Annotated in this window: 23 protein-coding genes; 14 read left to right on the top strand and 9 right to left on the bottom strand. The window is 66.4% G+C overall.

What is annotated here, in order from left to right:
* Nucleotide 1: 1 nt before the first annotated feature.
* Nucleotides 2-334 carry a 2Fe-2S iron-sulfur cluster-binding protein gene (locus O9281_RS02265; RefSeq protein ID WP_298182297.1) on the bottom strand — a complete coding sequence of 111 codons (333 nt, stop codon included), beginning with the start codon at nucleotides 332-334 and terminating at the stop codon, nucleotides 2-4.
* Nucleotides 335-336: 2 nt separating this feature from the next.
* A complete protein-coding gene (locus tag O9281_RS02260; protein WP_298182295.1) occupies nucleotides 337-1,431 on the bottom strand; it encodes an aminotransferase class V-fold PLP-dependent enzyme in 1,095 nt (364 codons plus the stop codon).
* A 129-nt stretch (nucleotides 1,432-1,560) separates the two neighbouring features.
* Between O9281_RS02260 and O9281_RS02255 the strand changes: the two genes are divergently transcribed.
* Entirely contained in the window at nucleotides 1,561-2,217 is a 657-nt protein-coding gene (locus O9281_RS02255) for an alpha/beta hydrolase (protein ID WP_298182293.1), read from the top strand.
* A 16-nt stretch (nucleotides 2,218-2,233) separates the two neighbouring features.
* On the opposite strand, the gene O9281_RS02250 is transcribed toward O9281_RS02255, so the two are convergent.
* On the bottom strand, nucleotides 2,234-2,440 hold the full coding sequence (locus O9281_RS02250; protein ID WP_298182291.1) for a hypothetical protein: 207 nt from the start codon (nucleotides 2,438-2,440) through the stop codon (nucleotides 2,234-2,236).
* A complete protein-coding gene (locus tag O9281_RS02245; RefSeq protein WP_298182290.1) occupies nucleotides 2,437-2,994 on the bottom strand; it encodes a DUF937 domain-containing protein in 558 nt (185 codons plus the stop codon). Before O9281_RS02245 ends, O9281_RS02250 begins: the two co-directional genes overlap by 4 nt.
* A 161-nt stretch (nucleotides 2,995-3,155) precedes the next feature.
* Between O9281_RS02245 and O9281_RS02240 the strand changes: the two genes are divergently transcribed.
* Nucleotides 3,156-4,991 carry a DUF885 family protein gene (locus O9281_RS02240; RefSeq protein WP_298182288.1) on the top strand — a complete coding sequence of 612 codons (1,836 nt, stop codon included), beginning with the start codon at nucleotides 3,156-3,158 and terminating at the stop codon, nucleotides 4,989-4,991.
* Here O9281_RS02240 and O9281_RS02235 read toward each other — a convergent pair.
* Entirely contained in the window at nucleotides 4,967-5,428 is a 462-nt protein-coding gene (locus O9281_RS02235) for a hypothetical protein (protein ID WP_298182286.1), read from the bottom strand. The genes O9281_RS02240 and O9281_RS02235 overlap by 25 nt on opposite strands.
* Before the next feature lie 48 nt (nucleotides 5,429-5,476).
* Nucleotides 5,477-7,078 carry a phosphoenolpyruvate carboxykinase gene (locus tag O9281_RS02230; RefSeq protein ID WP_298182284.1) on the bottom strand — a complete coding sequence of 534 codons (1,602 nt, stop codon included), beginning with the start codon at nucleotides 7,076-7,078 and terminating at the stop codon, nucleotides 5,477-5,479.
* A 231-nt stretch (nucleotides 7,079-7,309) separates the two neighbouring features.
* Here O9281_RS02230 and O9281_RS02225 point away from each other — a divergent pair, with 231 nt between their 5' ends.
* From O9281_RS02225 to O9281_RS02190, 8 genes are all read left to right on the top strand, one after another.
* On the top strand, nucleotides 7,310-8,056 hold the full coding sequence (locus tag O9281_RS02225; protein ID WP_298182282.1) for a response regulator transcription factor: 747 nt from the start codon (nucleotides 7,310-7,312) through the stop codon (nucleotides 8,054-8,056).
* Nucleotides 8,049-9,635, top strand: coding sequence for an ATP-binding protein (locus tag O9281_RS02220; protein WP_298182280.1), 1,587 nt, complete (start codon nucleotides 8,049-8,051; stop codon nucleotides 9,633-9,635). Before O9281_RS02225 ends, O9281_RS02220 begins: the two co-directional genes overlap by 8 nt.
* Entirely contained in the window at nucleotides 9,632-10,087 is a 456-nt protein-coding gene (locus O9281_RS02215; RefSeq protein ID WP_298182278.1) for an HPr kinase/phosphorylase, read from the top strand. The genes O9281_RS02220 and O9281_RS02215 overlap by 4 nt, the downstream gene beginning before the upstream one ends.
* Nucleotides 10,084-11,004, top strand: a complete 921-nt coding sequence (rapZ, locus tag O9281_RS02210) for an RNase adapter RapZ (RefSeq protein ID WP_298182276.1) — start codon at nucleotides 10,084-10,086, stop codon at nucleotides 11,002-11,004. Before O9281_RS02215 ends, rapZ begins: the two co-directional genes overlap by 4 nt.
* Before the next feature lie 82 nt (nucleotides 11,005-11,086).
* Entirely contained in the window at nucleotides 11,087-11,491 is a 405-nt protein-coding gene (locus tag O9281_RS02205) for a PTS sugar transporter subunit IIA (RefSeq protein ID WP_298182274.1), read from the top strand.
* Between the two features lie 34 nt (nucleotides 11,492-11,525).
* The gene (locus O9281_RS02200) at nucleotides 11,526-11,804 is read left to right on the top strand and encodes an HPr family phosphocarrier protein (RefSeq protein ID WP_298182273.1); all 279 of its coding nucleotides are present in this window, start codon (nucleotides 11,526-11,528) and stop codon (nucleotides 11,802-11,804) included.
* Nucleotides 11,805-11,808: 4 nt separating this feature from the next.
* Entirely contained in the window at nucleotides 11,809-12,612 is an 804-nt protein-coding gene (locus O9281_RS02195) for an RNA methyltransferase (RefSeq protein WP_298182271.1), read from the top strand.
* 44 nt (nucleotides 12,613-12,656) lie between these two features.
* The gene (locus O9281_RS02190; RefSeq protein ID WP_298182269.1) at nucleotides 12,657-13,070 is read left to right on the top strand and encodes an META domain-containing protein; all 414 of its coding nucleotides are present in this window, start codon (nucleotides 12,657-12,659) and stop codon (nucleotides 13,068-13,070) included.
* Here O9281_RS02190 and O9281_RS02185 read toward each other — a convergent pair.
* The 3 genes from O9281_RS02185 to recR form a co-directional block, all read right to left on the bottom strand.
* Entirely contained in the window at nucleotides 13,067-14,407 is a 1,341-nt protein-coding gene (locus O9281_RS02185) for a DNA recombination protein RmuC (protein WP_298182266.1), read from the bottom strand. The genes O9281_RS02190 and O9281_RS02185 overlap by 4 nt on opposite strands.
* Before the next feature lie 41 nt (nucleotides 14,408-14,448).
* Nucleotides 14,449-15,018, bottom strand: coding sequence for a peptide deformylase (gene def / locus O9281_RS02180; protein ID WP_298182264.1), 570 nt, complete (start codon nucleotides 15,016-15,018; stop codon nucleotides 14,449-14,451).
* 87 nt (nucleotides 15,019-15,105) lie between these two features.
* Nucleotides 15,106-15,702: a recombination mediator RecR gene (recR, locus tag O9281_RS02175; protein WP_298182263.1), complete on the bottom strand. Its 597-nt coding sequence runs from the start codon at nucleotides 15,700-15,702 to the stop codon at nucleotides 15,106-15,108.
* A 112-nt stretch (nucleotides 15,703-15,814) separates the two neighbouring features.
* Between recR and fmt the strand changes: the two genes are divergently transcribed.
* Genes fmt through O9281_RS02155 form a run of 4 tightly spaced genes read left to right on the top strand, consistent with a single transcriptional unit; the run spans nucleotide 15,815 to nucleotide 19,015 of the window.
* On the top strand, nucleotides 15,815-16,720 hold the full coding sequence (fmt, locus tag O9281_RS02170) for a methionyl-tRNA formyltransferase (RefSeq protein WP_298182261.1): 906 nt from the start codon (nucleotides 15,815-15,817) through the stop codon (nucleotides 16,718-16,720).
* Nucleotides 16,720-17,115: a hypothetical protein gene (locus O9281_RS02165; protein WP_298182259.1), complete on the top strand. Its 396-nt coding sequence runs from the start codon at nucleotides 16,720-16,722 to the stop codon at nucleotides 17,113-17,115. The genes fmt and O9281_RS02165 overlap by 1 nt, the downstream gene beginning before the upstream one ends.
* Nucleotides 17,112-17,858, top strand: a complete 747-nt coding sequence (truA, locus tag O9281_RS02160; RefSeq protein WP_298182258.1) for a tRNA pseudouridine(38-40) synthase TruA — start codon at nucleotides 17,112-17,114, stop codon at nucleotides 17,856-17,858. The genes O9281_RS02165 and truA overlap by 4 nt, the downstream gene beginning before the upstream one ends.
* Nucleotides 17,859-17,902: 44 nt before the next feature.
* On the top strand, nucleotides 17,903-19,015 hold the full coding sequence (locus O9281_RS02155) for an NADH oxidase (protein WP_298182256.1): 1,113 nt from the start codon (nucleotides 17,903-17,905) through the stop codon (nucleotides 19,013-19,015).
* Nucleotides 19,016-19,090: the final 75 nt, after the last annotated feature.

Genomic DNA, 19,090 nt, shown 5'->3' with positions numbered 1-19,090 from the left:
GTCAGCGGCGCTGCATGTCGTGGCTTTCCCCCGGAATCCGCACTTCGAGGCCATCAAGCGCTTCGGTCAGGGTTATCTGGCAGGCCAGGCGGCTGGTGCGACTGACCCCGGCGGCGAGGTCGAGCATGTCTTCCTCGTCCTCACTGGCGCGCGGCAGGCGAGCGAACCAGTCCTGCGATACGATCACGTGGCAGGTGGAACAGGCCATCTGCCCTTCACAGGTGCCTTCGAGCGGCATGTCGGCATTCTGGGCCACTTCCAGCAGGCAATCGCCCTCGCCAGCCTGTGCCGTCACGCGGTCGCCCCGGGCGGTGATGAAGGTAACCGTTGGCATCGTTATACTCCCTGGGCCTGGGCGGCCGCCTCGATCGCCCGGCAGGCGGTCTCCACCTCCTCAAGCGTGGTATAGCGGCCAAAGCCGAGGCGGATCGAATTGCGCGCCTCCTTTGCCTCCAGCCCGATCGCGCTGAGCACGCGGCTGGGCGCGCCGGTGCCACTGCCACAGGCTGACCCGGCGGAGAAAGCGATGTCGCGGCAATCGCTGAGCAGGCGCGGAAAGTTCAGCCCCTCAAGCCGCAGGTTGAGGTTGCCGGGCCAGCGTGCCGTCTCGCTGCCATTGACCGTCCACCGCGACAGGATTGCCCGCGCGGCACTGGCCAGGCCCGACAGGTGCTGGAAATCGGCATCCATGCGTGCCTTCGCCAGGGCTGCCGCCGCGCCGAACCCGGCACAGAGCGCGGGAGAAAGGGTGCCGGAGCGCAAGCCGCTTTCCTGTCCGCCTCCCGCGATCAACGGCCCGATCTTGACCCCGTCACGCACCCACAGCGCGCCGATGCCCTTGGGGCCATAGAGCTTGTGCGCGGTGATCGCGATCAGGTCGGCGTTCTCGGGCGGGGCCACCTTGCCTGCCCCCTGCACCGCATCGCACAGGAACAGCGCCCCCGCTTCGTGCGCCCGTTCAGCCAGGCGTTCGACCGGCTGGATCGTGCCGATCTCGTTATTGACCTGCATCACCGCAACCAGACCCACGCCTTCCGGCAGGGGAACCTCTGGATCGATCAGCCCGCTCGGGCTGACCGGCAATTCGTGCAGTTCCGCCCCGCTCGCCACGGCGGCGTTGACCACGGCCGAATGTTCGATCGCGGAATAGGCGATCTTGCCATGGTCACGGGTGCGGATCGCCTGGTTCAGCGCCTCGGTCGCCCCGCTGGTGAAGATCACCCGGCCACCCTTCGGGAGCAGTTCGGCAACCTGTTCGCGCGCCACTTCCACGGCAGCCGCCGCCGCCCGGCCAGCGCGATGCATCGAGTGCGGATTGGCGAAACCCATAGACTCCGGGCCGGAGAGCCACGGCAGCATCGCCTGCAGCGCCTCGGGCGCCAGCGGCGTCGTCGCCTGGTGGTCAAGATAGATCGGCTGGGAGGGCATCATCGCAATCGTTGCTTTTCGGACAGTCGTTTCTATATAGCGCCTCTCTCCGGTTCATAGCCCTATCCGGCCCGGCAGGCCAATTTCCGGCCGCCGCGGATCGGGCTTCATTTGAAAGCAGGTACCAAGCCGATGCCCTCAGTCATCTTCCCCGGTCCCGAAGGTCGTCTCGAAGGGCGTTTCCAGCCCGCCTCGCGTCCGCGCGCGCCGGTCGCCATGATCCTGCACCCGCACCCTCAGGCGGGCGGGACGATGAACGACCGCATCACCATGGCGATGTACAAGACCTTCCAGGCGCGCGGCTTTGCCACCCTGCGGTTCAATTTCCGCGGCGTCGGGCGCAGCCAGGGCAGCTTTGACAACGGGATCGGCGAACTTTCCGATGCCGCCGCCGCACTCGACTGGGTGCAGTCGATCCACCCCGAAGCCAGCACAACCTGGATCGCAGGCTACAGCTTTGGCGCGCTGATCGGCATGCAACTGCTGATGCGCCGCCCGGAAATCCGCGGCTTCATCTCGGTCGCCCCGCCGGCGAACATGTACGATTTCAGCTTCCTCGCCCCCTGCCCGGCCTCGGGCATCATCATCCAGGGCGCGGCCGATACGGTGGTGACGCCCGGCGCGGTGCAGAAGCTGGTCGACAAGCTGCGCACGCAGAAGCACATCACGATCCACCATGACGAAGTGCCGCGCGCCAACCACTTCTTCGAGAACGAGCTGGATGACATGATGCGCGCGGTCGACAATTACCTCGACATGCGCCTTGCGCCGGATTGCCCGATCCGGTAACTGGCCAGGCCGCTGATCAGTTCGGCTGGTCGGTTGCCTTGGTAACCGGCGCCTCGCCCGAGGCATCGGGGATGGTCCAGATCCCGACATTGAGCGCTGCCACCAGCGCCAGGATCACCAGCAGCATGGCCTTGCGCCGGTCGCCGCGCCGCCATTGCAGCACGGCCCCGGCGACCAGCACCAGGACAGCCAGCACCAGCAAGGCCAGTACAGTCTCGATCATTTGAACAGTTTGCCCGCCATGTCGATGATGTCGTCCAGCGGATTGCCATCCCCGTCGAGATCAAGCAAGCGCCCGAGCCCGCCGCCGCTACCCGACAGTATCTCGCTCACGCCGCCCAACTGGCCGCTGCCCATGGCGCGGGCCGAGAGGTAACCGCCCACCAGCATCGCCAGCCGGGGCAGCATCTGCTTGAGCGTAGCCTGATCGATTCCCGTGCGGGCGGCAACGTCGGCGGCCAGGGTGCGGCTGACATCGGCTGAGCCGAAAATCTCGCCCAGAACGCCATTACCCCGCGTGATATTGGTCGGCTCGGGCCCCATGACATTGGCGGCCAGCGCCCCGCCGCCGTGGCGACCGAGCATCTCGATCATCCCGGCCAGCCCGGTTTCCCCGCCACCGGCTGCCTCGGCCTGCTTGCGAAAGCCGCCAAGGATCGCGGGCAGCATCGCCTCGGCTCCAGCGATTGCCGCAGCGGGCGTGATGCCGAGATCTCTGGATACAGCCTCAAGACCACCGCTTCGCCGCAGCGTGTCGAGCAGCATCTGCTCACTCATCGGGGACTCCATTTGCGACGATTTTCGTTTTGACCCGGCTGCGACCCCGTGAACATCAAGGTTAACCCGATTGTTGCTCTGTTTTCCAGCCGTATCTGCAACTAGGTAAACTGTCCTGTCCGGATTTGACACAAGAGAGGGCAATCCGCACGATGTAAGACATGGATACCGCTTCGCTTTCGCGCCGCCATGCCCTCGCCCTGCTGGGTGCCGGCACTGCCTCGCTCGTCCTGCCCGGTTGCGCCGGACGCGGCCTCGCCCAGGGCGGCACACCCGTCGATGCCGCCAGCTTCCTTGATTCGCTGGCCTGGTCACTGATTGCCCAGAACCCGGAATCGGCCTCGTCGCTGGGGATCGATACCGGGGACCACGCCCACCTGCGCGGCCAGTTGGGTGATCGCTCAGCTGCCGGACAAGCGGCAACGGCAAACCTGCTGCGCCGCGCGCTCAAGCAGGCGGAATCGATCGACACAACCGCGCTTGACCCCACGCTGCGAGCCAGCCTCGCCGTGGTTCGCAGCGCCTTTGGCGTGGCGCTTGATGGCTTTGCCCTGCCTTATGGTGATGTCGCCGTGGGTGGCTGGCGCAACACGCCCTATGTGGTGATCCAGAATGTCGGCGGTTACCTTGACGTGCCGCGCTTTCTCGACAGCGATCACCCGGTCCGCAACGCTGCAGATGCCGAGGCCTATCTCAGCCGCCTGAACCAGTTTCCCGCCCTGCTGGATGGCGAGCTGGACCGGATCCGGGCCGCCCGCGCCCAGGGGCTGGTGCCGCCCGCCTTCCTGCTCGACAAGGCGATCCGCCAGATGGAATCCCAGCTGGCCGCCACCCGCACCGGCGGCGATCTGGTCCAGTCGCTGGTTCGCCGCACCGCGACCATTCCCGGCGATTGGGAAGCCCGCGCCCGGGCCATCGTGGCCGGCCCGGTCACTGCAGCCCTATCTCGCCAGCTTGACGAGCTGAAGCAGCAGCGCGCGCTTGCAACGAACGATGCCGGGCTATGGGCGCGACCGCGGGGGGACGAATGGTACGCCTGGGGCCTGCGCGCCAGCACCACCACCCGCCACTCACCCGACGAAGTGCACCGCATCGGCCAGGAGCAGCTGGCCCTGCTTCATGGCCGGATGGACCCGATCCTGCGCGGACTGGGCTATACCAGTGGCACGGTGGGCGAACGGATGACCGCGCTGGGCAAGGATCCGCGCTTTGCCTTCCCCAATACTGACGCCGGTCGCGCCGAAATCATTGCGCTGATGCAATCCAAGGTCGATTTCATGCGCGCCCAGGCCCCGCGCGCCTTCCGCAATCCGGTGCGGGGCAACCTGGAGATTCGCCGCCTGCCCCCAGCCGAGGAAGCCGGTGCCCCCGGTGCCTATGGCGGACCAGGCTCCATCGACGGTTCGATCCCGGGCAAGATCTGGCTCAACCTAAGCAATACCGAGCTGCACAGCCGTTACTCGGTGCCGACCCTGGGCTTCCACGAAGGGATCTTCGGCCACGTCTGGCAGGGTGAATATGCCAACCGCCTGCCCCTGATCCGCACGCTGCTGGCATTCAACGCCTATTCCGAAGGCTGGGCGCTTTATGCCGAGACGCTGGGCGACGAACTGGGCGCCTATGATGGCGATCCGGTCGGTCAGCTGGGCTATCTTCAGTCGATCGCCTTCCGCGCCTGCCGCCTGGTGGTCGATACCGGGCTGCACGCCAAGCGCTGGACACGCGAACAGGCGATTGACTGGTTCGCCACGACCAACGGCTCGGGCCGCGCCGAAGTGACCAGCGAGGTCGATCGCTATTGCTCATGGCCGGGGCAGGCCTGCGGCTACAAGCTGGGCCACAGCGAGATCCTGAGCCAGCGCGACCGCGCCAAGGCGGAACTGGGCAAGAATTACGACCTGCGCGATTTCAACGATGCCGTGGTTGGCGGGGGCAACGTACCGCTCGACGTGCTGGCCGGGCAGGTCGATCGCTACATCGCCGCGACGAAGGGCTGAAAGGCAGCAAGGTCCGGCTCGATCCAGTCGCGCCGGGCTGCCACCGAAAACAGCCGCTCGCGCGAGTAGAACTGTAGCGGCCAGTCGCGGCGGCCAATGGTGCTGACGAGGAGAGCATTGACTTGCTCGACCAGCGGCGCGGACGGCATCGTCACAAGAAAGGCGCGCACCCCGCGAATGTAAAGCTGGGTTAGCGTTTCGTGATAGCCCTGGTGATCGTCATTCACGCCGCCGGCCGAAACGTTGTAGGCCCGGATGATCGCGGGCAGATCGCGCTCGGGCAGAACATCCGGTCGTTCCGCCAGCAACCACAGGCAGGCTGCCAGATGCGCCTCATGCGTCCATTCGGCGCGTGGCAGGGTGCAGTCGAGCAGGGCGTGGCCGATCCGGCGCACGGATGCATCGTCAGGAAAGCATCGAATTGAATGGTCGGTCATGATCGGAAGCTCCGGGTCAATCGCTGACCCGGAGCTTGCCGGATCAGGTCAGGCCGCCTTGGGGGCGGAATCGCGCACACCCTGGTCGACGTGGTCGGCGAACTGCTCGAAGTTGTCGATAAACTTGCGGACCAGGTCGGCGGCAGTCTTTTCGTAATCGGCCGGATCGGCCCAGGCTTCGCGCGGGTCGAGCAGCTTGCTGTCCACCCCGGCCACGGCCACCGGCACTTCGAAACCGAAATACGGATCCTTGCGGAACTCGCCGTGGTTCAGCGTGCCGTCGAGCGCGGCGTTGAGCAGGGCGCGGGTGGCCTTGATCGGCATCCGCTTGATCCCCGGCATCGTCGCCATCCCGCCCGACCAGCCGGTGTTGACCAGCCAGCACTTGACCCCGCCCTTGGCGATCCGCTCCTTGAGCAGGTTGCCATAAACCGAGGGGTGGCGCGGCATGAACGGTGCGCCGAAGCAGGTGGAGAAGGTCGCTTCCGGCTCGGTGACGCCGATTTCGGTGCCAGCCACGCGCGCCGTGTAACCCGACAGGAAGTGGTACATCGCCTGTTCCGGGGTCAGCCGGGCGATCGGCGGCAGCACACCATAGGCATCGGCCGTCAGGAAGATCAGGTTCGAGGGAACCGGACCCAGGTTATCGGCGGATGTGTTGGGAATGAAATCGATCGGATAGGACCCGCGGCTGTTCTCGGCCAGCGAGTTGTCATCGAGGTCGATCTCGCGGGTCACGGGATCGATCACCACGTTTTCCAGCACTGTGCCGAACCGCTTGGTGGTGGCATAGATTTCCGGCTCGGCCTCGGCCGAAAGGCGGATCATCTTGGCATAGCAGCCGCCTTCGAAGTTGAAGACGGCGGTATCAGACCAGCCATGCTCGTCATCGCCGATCAGCGTGCGGCTGGCATCGGCCGACAGCGTGGTCTTGCCGGTACCCGACAGGCCGAAGAAAACGGCGGTCTTGCCATCGGGGCCGATGTTGGCCGAGCAGTGCATCGGCATCACGCCCCTGGTCGGCAGGAGGAAGTTGAGGATGCCGAAGACCGACTTCTTCATTTCCCCGGCATAGGCCGTGCCGCCGATCAGGATCAGCTTCTCGGTGAAGTTGACCGCGATGACGGTTTCACTGCGGGTGCCATGGCGCGCCGGATCGGCGCGGAAGCTGGGCAGGTCGATAATGGTGTATTCCGGCACGAAGCCATCGAGCTCACCGGCGGTCGGGCGGACCAGCAGGGTGCGGATGAACAGGTTGTGCCAGGCCAGTTCATTGATCACGCGCACGTTGACGCGGTGTTCCGGCTGCGAACCGCCGAACAGGTCGGCCACGTAGAGCGTGTCCTTCTTGGCCAGTTCAGCCATGAAATCGGCCTTGAGCGCGGCGAAGTGCGCCGGGTCCATCGGCACGTTGGTCTTGCCCCACCACACCGTATCGGCGGTGGTCTCGTCCTTGACGATGAACTTGTCCTTGGCGCTGCGGCCGGTGTGCTTGCCGGTGGCGACCACGAAAGGACCGTCCTTGGCCAGCAGCCCTTCGCCGTTGTGAACCGCATGTTCAACCAGCGGCGCAGTGCCGAGGTTAGCATGGATCGTCGCTCCGGTGGCAATCCCCTGGTTGGCAAGCGGGTAGGACAGGACAGCGCTCAAGGTCGTCTCCGTGGTCTGGGCGCCGCGCGGATGCGAAACGCCGGGTTTCTGCATACGAATGCAGGGATTCGAGAGCGCGCATAGCGGCGCGGTTGGCGGGCGTCAAACCATTGGCGACCGCCCGTTCACAAGCAGTTCTTGTGCCACCGGTGGACAAGCTTTCAAGGCGCTATGGCCAGACATTTGCCTCACTGCCGCGAAGACTGTAACCCTTGGCTCGCAGAGCCGCCAATGGAACCCACTTCGCCCCCCCTTTTCCAAGCGCCCACCCCACAGACGATTGCGCTGGTCGACGATGATCGCAACATCCTGACCAGCGTGTCGATCGGGCTCCAGGCCGAAGGATTTGTCACCCGGGTCTATTCCGATGGCGAGGCAGCGTTGAAGGCCCTGCTCGACAATCCGCCGGACCTGGCCGTCTGCGACGTGAAGATGCCAAGGCTCGACGGGTTCGAGCTGCTGCGCCGCCTGCGCGAGAAATCCGCGCTGCCAGTGATCTTCCTGACCAGCAAGGACGAGGAGCAGGACGAGGCGCAGGGGCTCTCGCTGGGGGCGGACGACTACATCACCAAGCCGTTCAGCCAGCGGCTGCTGGTGGCCCGCATCCGCGCGATCCTGCGCCGCACCGAACTGGTCCGAGGTGAGGCCGAAGCTACCGAACCGCCGCCCCAGGGTGAGACGATCCGGCGCGGACGGCTGGAAATGGACCCGGCCCGCCACCGCGTAAGCTGGGATGGCCAGCCGGTTTCGCTGACCGTCACCGAATTCCTGATCCTGGAAGCGCTGGCGCAACGCCCCGGCGTGATAAAGAGCCGCAACCAGCTGATGGATGCAGCCTATAGCGAGGACGTCTTCGTCGACGACCGCACGATTGACAGCCATATCAAGCGCCTGCGCCGCAAGTTCCGCGCCGTCGATCCCGAATTCGCCGCGGTCGAAACACTTTATGGCGCGGGCTATTCCTTCACCGATGGCTGAACCCGCCACCACCCGCCCGGTCCGCGCCTGGAACCGCCGCGACTGGACCCGGCGCACCTCGCTGACCGCGCGCATCCTGGCGGTCAACATCATCGCGCTGGGCCTGATGGCGGGCAGCCTCTTCTACCTCGATTCCTATCGCAAGCAGCTCCTGGCCGAGCGGTTCCGGCTGGCCCAGGCCGAAGTTGCGATTGCTGCCGATGGACTGGCGGCGGCGGCCCCAGCCCGGCGCGGTGTCCTGCTAACCGATATCGGCCGTCATCAGGAGCTGCGGCTGCGCTTTTATGCCGCCGATGGCCGCCTCCTCGCGGACAGTTTTGCCGCTGGCCCGACCTTTACCCTCGCCGATCCGGAAGCGCAGGGGGTACTGCTCAAGGCGGCGCGATGGATCGATGCGGCGATGAACTGGATACTCGGCTCTGACCCGATCCCGGCCTATGCCGACCCGGCACTGGACCGGGCCGAGGCCTGGCCCGAACTGGCCGAGGCCCGCCGGCTGGGTGCCAGCGTGATCCGCTTGCGCGCTGCGCCGGATGAAACCCCGATGATCAACGCCGCTGCCCCGGTCGGCCGCGACGGCAGCACGCTTCTCGCCACGCGCAACGCGCCCGACATCACCCAGGCGGTGCGCGATGCACGCGGTACCCTGGCGATCGTGCTGGCGGTCACGCTATTGATCTCGATCCAGCTCTCGCTGTTCCTGGCGCGGACGATCGTTCAGCCGCTGCGGATGCTGGTGCGGGCCGCGATTCGCGTCCGGCTAGGGCGTGAGCGCGAGGTGGTCGTGCCGCGCCTGCCCGAGCGGCGCGACGAGATCGGCCTGCTGGCCCGCGCCATCTCCGACATGTCCTCGGCGCTGCGCCACCGGATCGACGCGGGCGAACGGTTTGCGGCCGACGTCGCGCACGAGATCAAGAACCCCCTGGCCTCGCTCCGCTCCGCGCTCGAATCGCTGGGCAAGGTGGAGGACGAAGCCCTACGCCGCCAGCTGACCGAGATTGCCGCCCACGACGTGCGGCGGATTGACCGGCTGGTGACCGAAATCGCCGAGATCAGCCGGATCGACGCCCAGTTGACCCGCAGCCGCTTTGTTGCGGTCAACCTCCTCAACCTCGCCCGCTCGCTGGTTGCAGAACGCGAGGAACGCGGCGGTGACGGACGCTGCACCCTGGCGGTAATCGCGGTGGGCAACGGCCCGTGGGACGCGCCGGGCGATGCGGCCCAGCTGGAACGGGTGCTCGAAAACCTGCTCGACAACGCGATCTCGTTCTCGCCGCCCGGCGGCGACGTGGTGGTGACGCTGGAGCGCCAGCACGACCGGCTGGAGCTGGCGGTGACCGACGAAGGACCCGGCATCCCGCTCGAAGCGCGCGAGAAGGTGTTCGAACGGTTCCACTCGCTGCGCCCGCAGGGCGAGGATTTCGGCAGCCATTCGGGCCTTGGCCTCGCCATCGCCCGGACCATTGCCGAAGCCCACGACGGCAGCCTGTTCGCCTCCGACCGGGCCGACGGCCAGCGCGGCGCGCGGCTGGTGCTGCACTTGCCGCTGGTCGATGAAGCGCCGGAGGACGGCGAATGAGCCGCACCATCCTGGCCGGCTGCGTGGCAATCGACGGCCGCGCCGTGCTGATCCTGGGCCAACCGGGCAGCGGCAAGTCCAGCCTCGCGCTGGCCCTGATCGATCGCGGGGCCGTGCTGGTCGGCGATGACGGGGTGACGCTCGAGGCGCACGGCGGCCGCCTCATCGCCAGCCCGCCGCCCAACATCGCCGGGTTGATCGAGGTGCGCAATGTCGGCCTTATCACCCTGCCGACCGCCAGCGGTGTGCCGGTGGCCCTGGCGCTGACGCTTGACCAGGCGGCGGAGCGCCTGCCCGAAGCGGCGGAAGTGTTCGAACTGGACGGGGCTTCGGTCCCCATGCTGCGGCTCTGGCCAGGCAGTCCGGTGGTGGCGCTGCGGGCCGAAGCGGCCTTGCGCCAGTGGGGGCTTTCCTTTGCTGCGCCCGCACCCCACATTGGGGCGACGCCATGACCGATCCTGCCGCCTCTCCCGCCCGTCAACGCGTCCTGCTGGTCACCGGCCTGCTGGGTGCGGGCAAGACCACGGCGCTCAAGGTGCTGGAAGACCTGGGCTGGGAAACAATCGACAACTTCCCAATCCGCCTGCTCGACCGGATGATCGACAGCCCCGATGCCCTGCCGGCCGAATTGCGCCCGCCACTGGCGATCGGCTTCGATGCCCGCACCCGCGGCTTCGATCCGGCCAAGGTAATCGACCGGGTCAAGAAGCTGGTCGAGCGGCCCGATCTGGAGCTGACCACCCTGTTCCTCGATTGCGCCGGGGCCGAGCTGGAGCGGCGCTACAATGAAACCCGCCGCCGCCATCCGCTGGCGCAGGACCTGCCCGTCCCCGCCGGGATCGCCGCCGAGCGCGAGCTGCTGGAGCCGCTGCGGCGCTGGGCCGACCTGGTCATGAGCACCACGCAGTTCAGCACGAACGACCTGCAGCAGGCCCTGCGCGAGCGATTCCTGCCCAGCGCGCCGCAGGGCACCACCATCACCGTCACCAGCTTCGGCTTTTCGCGCGGGATGCCGCCAGTAGCCGATCTGGTGTTCGACATGCGCTTCCTCGATAACCCGCACTGGGACGAAGCCCTGCGCCCGCTGACCGGGCAGGACGCGGCCGTGGGTGACCATATCCGCAAGGACCCGGCCTGGGCCGAGGCCTTTGCCCGGATCCGCGATCTCGTGCTGCTGCTGGTCCCGCGCTATGCCGCGCAGGGCAAGGCCTATGTCAACATTGCCTTCGGCTGCACCGGCGGGCGGCACCGCTCGGTCTTTTCCGCCGAACAGCTGGCGGCGGAGCTCCGCGAAGCCGGATTTTCGCCCACGGTGATCCACCGCAACCTGGGGTCGCGGGCGGCCGATCTGGTCGAAGGTAGGCATTGACCGTGTGCAGATTCAGCGGCATGGCCCTGCCCCTCTCCCCGGCGGGAATCGCTGGCCCAGGATTTCGGAGCATCTCCCCCGCATGATCGGCCTGATCCTTGTAACCCACGGCAAGCTGGCCGATGAGTTCGTCAACGCGATGCAGCATGTCGTTGGGCGGCAGGACGCAGTCGCAACCGTGTGCATCGGCCCGAACGACGACATGGAAGCCCGCCGCCAGGAAATCGCCGAAGCGGTAGATCGCGTGAACAGCGGCGCGGGTGTAATCATCCTGACCGACCTGTTCGGCGGCACACCGTCGAACCTCGCGATCTCGCTGATGAAGCAGGGCAAGGTCGAGGTGATCGCCGGGATCAACCTGCCGATGCTGATCCGCCTCGCCAAGGCCCGCACCTGCATGGACCTGACCCGCGCGACCGAAGCGGCGCGCGATGCCGGGCGCAATTACATCACCATCGCATCGGAATTTCTGGGGCAGGACGCCTGAGCGAAGAGCATATCCTGGGGGGGATAAGAGAGCCATGACTGAAGTCCGTGAAACGGTCGAGATCGTCAACAACCGGGGGCTTCATGCCCGGGCCAGCGCCAAGTTCGTCAACGCCGTCACCCAGCTGTGCAGCGGGCTGAGCGTGCGGGTCGAAAAGGATGGCAACGAAGCCGCCGGGGCATCGATCCTGGGGCTGATGATGCTGGGCGCGGCCAAGGGCGATTCGGTGGAAATCATCGTCAGCGGCGAAGGCAGCGAGCAGGCGCTGCTCAAGCTGGTCGGCCTGGTCAAGGACGGCTTCGGCGAGGATTGAGCATTTGACCCGCCGCCAGATCACCGGCTTTTCCAACCCCACAGTCAAGGCGCTGCGGGCGCTGCGCGAAAAGAAGCATCGCAAGGCCGCGGGCAAGTTCCTGGCCGAAGGACTGCGGCTGCTGACCGACGCACGCGAATGCGGCCACCTGCCCGAAGTGCTGGTCATGGCCGAAGGGCGCGATCCGCACCCCTTGCTGGCCGCGCTGGAGGCCGATGTCCTGCGCGCCGGCGGCGAAGTGATCGAGACCAGCACGGAAATCCTCGGCAAGATCACCGGCAAGGACAATCCGCAGGCAGTCTGCGGCGTCTTTGCCGAATTCGATACCAGCCTGGCCGCGCTTGACCGTTCGCGCGCGAAGATCTGGCTGGTGGCCCAGGCACTGCGCGACCCGGGCAATCTGGGCACCATGCTGCGCACGGGCGATGCCGTTGGCGCGGGCGGGCTGATCCTGCTCGACGATTGCGCTGATCCCTTTTCCGCCGAGGCGGTGCGGGCCAGCATGGGGGCAATCTTTACCCAGCAGATTGCCCTGGCCCGGTGGGAGGAGTTTCTGCCGTGGCTGCGAGGCGGAGCGGGCCAGCTCGTCGCCGCATCCCTGCGCGATGCCGTGCCCTATCGCAGCGCACCTTATGCCGCGCCATGTTTCATCATGGTCGGCAACGAGAGCCGCGGCCTGCCCGAGGACTATGAAGCAGCCTGCGACCTGCGCGTCACCATGCCGATGAAGGGCCGCGCCGACAGCCTGAACGCCGCGGTCGCCGGGGCGGTGCTGGCCTATGAAGTGCTGGACGTGCTGGGCGCATAAGTCGTTCAGCCAGCGATCAGGCAGAATTGCCGATAGCGCAAATTATGATCCGCCAAAGCTTGCTCGTCGCCCTGCCCTTCCTCGCTGCCTGCGCCACGCCCCAGGCGAGTGTCGATACCGGCCCCGAGGCCAGGCCAGACATGCCGCTGACCACCTGGACCTTCGTTTCGATCGACGGACAGAAGCCGGTCTCCGAACGGGCTGAGCTCAGGATCTACGAAAATCGCATCGCCGCCACGGTCGGCTGCAATGGTCTGGGCGGCGATCTTCAGATCGTCCCGGGTCAACTCAAGGTCGGCCCGATCGTTTCGACCCAGATGTACTGCGATGGACTGATGGAACAGGAAAGCGCCGTGGCCGAGCTGCTCGGTGCCTCGCCAGCATTCTTCGTCGAGAACGGCCGTATGGGGATCCGTTCCGACAAGCATGTCGCCGAACTGGTCCGCAAGGCGGACTAGTCCTCGCCAGCCTCCGTCTTGTTCGGTGCTTCGGTGCCGCTGTAACGCGGGGCGGCCTCGATCAGCGGCACATCCTCGATCTCGCGCTTGCCGATCTCGATACCCTTGTCGCGCAGGCGTTTGCCGGATGACACGACATTGCGCTCGAAGCTGGACACAAATTTGTTGTAGTTGTTGACCGCGCTTTCGAGGCCACCGCCAACCCGCTTGAGGTGTTCGGCGGCAACTGCGATCCGGTCATAAAGCTCCGCCCCGGCCTTGCCGATTTCCACCGCCTCGCGGGCCAGCTGGTCCTGCTTCCAGACCATCGCCACGGTCCGGGCAATCGCCACCAGGTTGGTGGGAGTGGCCAGCAAGACCTTGTTCTGGAATGCAAAGTCCCACAGTTCCGGATCGTGTTCCAGCGCGGCAGCAACAAAGTGCTCGCCCGGCACGAACATCACCACATAGTCGGGCGCATCGTCGAACTGGCTCTGGTAAGATTTGGCCCCCAGCGTCTGGACATGGCCGCGCATGGCCCGCGCGTGCAGATCGAGATGGCGTTTGCGCTCGGCTTCGTCAGTCGACTCGAAGGCGGCCTGATAGGCGTTGAGCGAGACCTTGGCATCGATCACCAGCTTCTTCTGGCCCGGCACGTGGACGATCGCATCGGGGCGCAACCGCCCATCATCGGTATCGAGCGAATGTTCCAGCACGAAATCGGTGTGTTCGGACAAGCCGCACTGCTCCAGCACGTTCTGCAAGGCCCGCTCGCCCCAGCGCCCGCGCGCCTTGGGGGCATTGGTCAGCGAATTGCCCAGCCGCGCCGCCTCGCGCTTGACCTCTTCCTGGCCCTTGCGGACTTCCTCGATCACCCCGGCCAACTGACCAAAGGCGTCGATCCGCTGCTTTTCCAGCGTCTGAACCTGCAGTTCATAGCTTTTCAGCCGCTCGTCCACCGGCGCAAGCAGGGCCTTGAGCCGTTCGGCGCTTTTTTCCTCGGACTGGGTCAGCCGTTCCTGCGCGCGGTTTAGCAAGGCTTCCTGCGCCTGGTGCAGGATCTTCGCCCCCGCCGCCTCGAACTCCTTCTTCAAGGCCTCCTGCGCCGCGAGCAGCCCGGCCTTCTGTTCGGCAAAGCTGGCGGCATTGGCCTTCAGCGTGGCGTTCTCGATCGAGGCCTCGCCCAGTTCCTTCACCGCCTGGCGGAACCGTTCGTCGAGCTCCCTGGTGGCGGTCTCGGTTTCCGTCAGCCGCGCGCGCAGGTCAGCGGCCGGGCGCGAGCCAAAAAACCAGCCAAGCGCGGTACCCGCAGCAAGGCCCAGAACGAGAGTGACAATTGCGATCAGCGAGGAGTCCATGACCCCACGCTAGACGGAACGGAGCAAGAACGCCAGAGGGATCAGGCGACCTTGCGCAGCTTTTCCAGCTTCTTCAGCGCCATCTGCCGCTTCAGGCGGCTGAGGTGGTCGATGAAAAGGATGCCTTCGAGGTGGTCCATCTCATGCTGAAGGCAGGTGGCCATCAGGCCGTCCATTTCCTCTTCATGCACGTTCCCGTCGAGATCCTGCCAACGGGCGCGGATGCGGGCCGGGCGTTCAACCTCGGCATAGATTTCAGGCACCGAGAGGCAGCCTTCGGAATAGAGCGAATGCTCTTCCGAGGGATCAAGGATTTCCGGGTTGATGAAGACCCGCGGCTCTTTCTTGAGTGGCTGGTGCGTGTGCGAATGCCCACCATGGGCCGTGCAGACTTCCGGCTCTGCGTCCGGGTCTTCCGGCTGCAGGTCGATCACCAGCACGCGCAGCGGTACGCCGACCTGGATCGCGGCGAGGCCGATGCCGGGGGCGTCGTACATGGTTTCGAACATGTCCGCGACGAGGGTCTTCAGCTCGTCATCGAACTTGGTGACGGGCTGGGACACCACCTTGAGGCGGGGATCGGGGACTTCGATGATTTCGAGGATAGGCATGACGCGCAGATAAGGCGCAAGCCCGCGAATCGCAAGGCGGCTGCGCCGATCAGACTAATCGGTCAGACCGACTGGCAGACTAATCGGCTAACCCATGGGCCGCCGCGCGCGCAGGGCCTGGGCCAGGGTGCCTTCGTCCAGATAGTCCAGCTCTCCCCCCACCGGCAGGCCGTGGGCCAGCTGGGTGATCCGCACCGGATAGCCTTCAAGCCGCTCGGCAATGTAATGCGCGGTGGTCTGCCCTTCGAGCGTGGCGTTCATGGCGAGGACCACTTCGTCGATCCCGCCCGCTGCAACCCGCTCGATCAGCGCGGCGATGGTCAGGTCCTCGGGCCGCACGCCTTCGAGCGCGGAGAGCCGCCCGCCCAGCACATGATAGCGCCCGGTGAACAGCCGCGCCCGGTCAAGCGCCCACAGGTCCGCCACATCCTCCACCACGCAGAGCGCGCGGCTATCGCGGCGCGGATCGGCGCAGATGCCGCAGGGGTCGGTCGTATCGACATTGCCGCAGGTCCGGCATTCGACCAGCCGCTCGGCCACGCCTTCCAGTGCGGCGAGCAGCTGTACCAGCGACGTTTCGCGCCGCTTGATCAGCCACAGCACCGCGCGCCGGGCCGACCGGGGCCCAAGGCCCGGCAGGCGCGACAGGGCCTGGGTCAGTGCTTCGATTTCCGACGACGCCATGGCTTCCCCTTAACCGCTCGCCCTGAGCTTGTCGAAGGGCTGTCCTTTTCTTTTCCGGTGCTGAAAGTAAGGACGGTCCTTCGACAGGCTCAGGACGAACGGATTTTTGGCTGTGCGCATCATCTTCATGGGTACCCCGGACTTTGCCGTGCCGGCACTGCAGGCGCTGGTCGCGGCCGGGCACCAGGTGGTGGCCGCCTATACCCAGCCGCCCCGCCCCGGCGGCCGGCGCGGCAAGGAACTGACCCCCACCCCGGTCCACCGCAAGGCCGAGGAACTGGGGATCGCAGTGCGCCACCCGGCCAGCCTGAAGAGCGCGGAAGAGCAAGCCGCCTTTGCCGCCCTCGCGGCCGACATTGCCGTGGTCGCCGCCTATGGCCTGATCCTGCCGCAGGCGGTGCTGGACGCGCCGACACACGGCTGCCTCAACCTCCATGGCTCGATCCTGCCGCGCTGGCGTGGGGCGGCGCCGATCCAGCGGGCGATCCTGGCGGGCGATGCGGAGACCGGGGTCGACATCATGCGGATGGAGGCTGGCCTTGATACCGGTCCGGTCCTGCTGGAAGGCCGCACGCCGATCGATCGCAAGACCGCCGGCGAACTGACCGGAGAACTCGCACAGATCGGCGCGGACCTGATCGTGCGGGTGCTGGCCGACCTCGCCGCCTATCCCGAAGTGCCGCAACCGGATGACGGCGTCACTTACGCGAAGAAGATCGACAAGGCCGAAACCCGGCTCGATTTCGCGCAGGATGCAGCCCAGGTCGAACGCCAGGTCCGCGCCTTCGCCCCCGCGCCCGGCGCCTGGTTCGAATTCCAGGGCGAACGCTGCAAGGTGCTGGCGGCGGACGTGGTTGAAGGCAGCGGTGCGCCGGGCGAAGTGCTCGACGATGCGCTGACCATCGCCTGCGCCAGTGGCGCGATCCGCCCCACGCTGGTCCAGCGCGCCGGACGTCCGGCGATGGCGACGGCGGACATGCTGCGCGGCTGGGCCATTGCGGCGGGGGCAAAACTGTAGTGACCCGCCTCAGCCACTACGCCACAATCGCCCTGTCCATCGCCGCGGCCGTGCTGGCGTTCCAGCTTGCCGAGCGGCTTGATGCGGGCGAGGAATCGGGCGGCATGCTGACCGGTCCAATGATCCTGGCCTGTCTCCTCTCGATCCCCGTGCTGATCGCGAGCGTGGTCGGAGGGCTGCGTAGTCACCGGCTTGGCCTCGCTCTGTCAGTCGCGGGTAGCGTTTTGGCTGTTCCGCTGGCCACCTGGCGCCTGGCACCAGGCCTGTGGGGCATGATCAGTCCCTGGCCGACCAAGGATGAACACCCGTTGTTCCGGTTCGATTGGCTCAGCATCGCCCTGCTCGCTTGCCTGTTCGCTTCGCTCGCCATGCAGAGTCGGCTCGCCCGGAAATGACCCGCTTCGCCCTCACCCTTGAATTCGATGGCACGCCGTTCTTCGGGCTGCAGCGGCAGGCGCACGGGCCGAGCGTGCAGCAGGCCGTCGAGGAAGCGGTGCACGCCACCACCGGCGAGACCGTCACGCTCCACGCCGCCGGTCGCACCGATGCCGGGGTCCATGCGCTCGCCATGCGCGCCCATGTCGAGGTCGAGAAGCGGATCGATCCGTTCCGGCTGATGGAAGCGCTCAACCATCATCTGCGGCCCGATCCGATTGCCGTGCTGGCCTGCGAGGCCAAACCCGATGACTGGCACGCCCGCTTTTCCTGCATTGGCCGCGAATACCTCTACCGCATCGCCAACCGCCGCGCGCAGTTAACACTGGACGCCAACCGCGCCTGGCAACTCGCCCAGCCGCTCGATGCGGAAGCCATGCACCGTGCGGCGCAGGCACTGGTCGGGCGGCATGACTTCACCACCTTCCGTTCGGTCCACTGCCAGGCGCAAAGCCCGGAGAAAACGCTCGACCTGCTCAGCGTTGAGCGCGCGGGCGAGGAAGTGCACATCCGCGCCGCCGCGCGCAGCTTCCTGCATCACCAGGTCCGCTCGATGGTCGGCTGCCTGGCGCTGGTCGGCATGGGCCGCTGGCGCGAGGAACAGGTGGCCGAGGCCCTCGCCGCGCGCGATCGGCAAGCACTGGGCCTCAATGCACCCAGCGAGGGGCTCTATTTCGTGCGGGCGCTTTACCCTGACGACTGAACGACTAGGTTGCATCCTGAAACCAGAGAATCGGGAGATAACCAATGGCCTTTACCGGCAAGCAACTCACCACCCAGCTCGATGCCGATGGCACGCTGACCGTCCAGCTCAACGACAAGACCTGGGACGCGCCCAAGGGCACCCAGGTGCTGGTGCAGGTTGAGGCATCGCCGATCAACCCGTCGGACCTGGGTCTGCTGTTCGCCAGCGCCGATACCGACAATGCCCAGTATTCCCCCGGCAAGGTCGTGGCGAAGATGCCTGACGCCGCCACCCGCGCCTTCAAGGCCCGCCACGGCATGGCCATGCCGGCCGGCAACGAGTGCGCCGGGATCGTGGTAGCCGCGGGCGAGGATCCGGCCGCGCAAGCCCTGCTCGGCAAGCGCTATGCCTGCGTGCCGGGCAGCGCCTATGCGACCTATGCCTATGCCGATGCCAACATGGGCTTTGCCGTGGATGACAGCGTGACCGCCGAACAGGCCGCCAGCTCGTTCGTCAACCCGATGACCGCGCTCGGTTTTGTCGAGACGATGAAGATGGAAGGCTTCACCGGCATCGTCCACGCCGCCGCCGCTTCGAACCTGGGGCAGATGCTGGTCAAGATCTGCCTTGAGGACAATATCCCGCTGGTCAACGTGGTCCGTTCGGACGCGCAGGTGAAGCTGCTGAAGGACCTGGGCGCGACCCACGTGCTCAACATGACCGACGCCGATTACATGCCCAAGCTGATCGACGCGATTGCCGAAACCAAGGCCATGCTGGGCTTCGATCCGATCGGCGGCGGCACGGTGGCCAGCCAGTTCCTCAGCGCAATGGAAGCCGCTGCCAGCCGCGGTGCTGCCTTCAGCCGCTATGGGTCTTCCGAGCCGAAGAAGGTCTACATCTACGGCGCGCTCGATCTGGGGCCGACGATCCTCAACCGCGCCTTCGGCCTGACCTGGGACCTGGCCGGCTGGCTGCTGACCCCCTTCATGATGAAGGCCGGGCCGGAAGTGACCGGGCGGATGCGCGCGCGGGTGATGAAGGACCTGACCACCACCTTCGCCAGCCACTATGCGAAGAAGGGCAACCTTGAGGACATGCTGACCCGCGAAGCGGTGGCCATGTACAACGCCCGCCGCACTGGCGAGAAGTACCTGGTCACGCCGGGGGCCTGAGCCGCTCGTCCCCTCGGCCAAGTCGTTCGCCGAACCGATGATTGACAGTGCTGGCTCCGGGCGAAACACCCCGGG

The sequence above is a fragment of the Novosphingobium sp. genome, assembly GCF_027531025.1.
Taxonomy (GTDB): domain Bacteria; phylum Pseudomonadota; class Alphaproteobacteria; order Sphingomonadales; family Sphingomonadaceae; genus Novosphingobium.
Note: the sequence above shows the minus strand (reverse complement) of the source record. Positions and strands in the feature narration are given on the sequence as shown.

Bases quoted from the DNA above. Each gene is read 5' to 3' on its own strand.
- O9281_RS02265 (WP_298182297.1), bottom strand. From the start codon at position 334: ATGCCAACGGTTACCTTCATCACCGCCCGGGGCGACCGCGTGACGGCA.
- O9281_RS02260 (WP_298182295.1), bottom strand. From the start codon at position 1,431: ATGATGCCCTCCCAGCCGATCTATCTTGACCACCAGGCGACGACGCCG.
- O9281_RS02255 (WP_298182293.1), top strand. From the start codon at position 1,561: ATGCCCTCAGTCATCTTCCCCGGTCCCGAAGGTCGTCTCGAAGGGCGT.
- O9281_RS02250 (WP_298182291.1), bottom strand. From the start codon at position 2,440: ATGATCGAGACTGTACTGGCCTTGCTGGTGCTGGCTGTCCTGGTGCTG.
- O9281_RS02245 (WP_298182290.1), bottom strand. From the start codon at position 2,994: ATGAGTGAGCAGATGCTGCTCGACACGCTGCGGCGAAGCGGTGGTCTT.
- O9281_RS02240 (WP_298182288.1), top strand. From the start codon at position 3,156: ATGGATACCGCTTCGCTTTCGCGCCGCCATGCCCTCGCCCTGCTGGGT.
- O9281_RS02235 (WP_298182286.1), bottom strand. From the start codon at position 5,428: ATGACCGACCATTCAATTCGATGCTTTCCTGACGATGCATCCGTGCGC.
- O9281_RS02225 (WP_298182282.1), top strand. From the start codon at position 7,310: ATGGAACCCACTTCGCCCCCCCTTTTCCAAGCGCCCACCCCACAGACG.
- O9281_RS02220 (WP_298182280.1), top strand. From the start codon at position 8,049: ATGGCTGAACCCGCCACCACCCGCCCGGTCCGCGCCTGGAACCGCCGC.
- O9281_RS02215 (WP_298182278.1), top strand. From the start codon at position 9,632: ATGAGCCGCACCATCCTGGCCGGCTGCGTGGCAATCGACGGCCGCGCC.
- rapZ (WP_298182276.1), top strand. From the start codon at position 10,084: ATGACCGATCCTGCCGCCTCTCCCGCCCGTCAACGCGTCCTGCTGGTC.
- O9281_RS02205 (WP_298182274.1), top strand. From the start codon at position 11,087: ATGATCGGCCTGATCCTTGTAACCCACGGCAAGCTGGCCGATGAGTTC.
- O9281_RS02200 (WP_298182273.1), top strand. From the start codon at position 11,526: ATGACTGAAGTCCGTGAAACGGTCGAGATCGTCAACAACCGGGGGCTT.
- O9281_RS02190 (WP_298182269.1), top strand. From the start codon at position 12,657: ATGATCCGCCAAAGCTTGCTCGTCGCCCTGCCCTTCCTCGCTGCCTGC.
- O9281_RS02185 (WP_298182266.1), bottom strand. From the start codon at position 14,407: ATGGACTCCTCGCTGATCGCAATTGTCACTCTCGTTCTGGGCCTTGCT.
- def (WP_298182264.1), bottom strand. From the start codon at position 15,018: ATGCCTATCCTCGAAATCATCGAAGTCCCCGATCCCCGCCTCAAGGTG.
- recR (WP_298182263.1), bottom strand. From the start codon at position 15,702: ATGGCGTCGTCGGAAATCGAAGCACTGACCCAGGCCCTGTCGCGCCTG.
- truA (WP_298182258.1), top strand. From the start codon at position 17,112: ATGACCCGCTTCGCCCTCACCCTTGAATTCGATGGCACGCCGTTCTTC.
- O9281_RS02155 (WP_298182256.1), top strand. From the start codon at position 17,903: ATGGCCTTTACCGGCAAGCAACTCACCACCCAGCTCGATGCCGATGGC.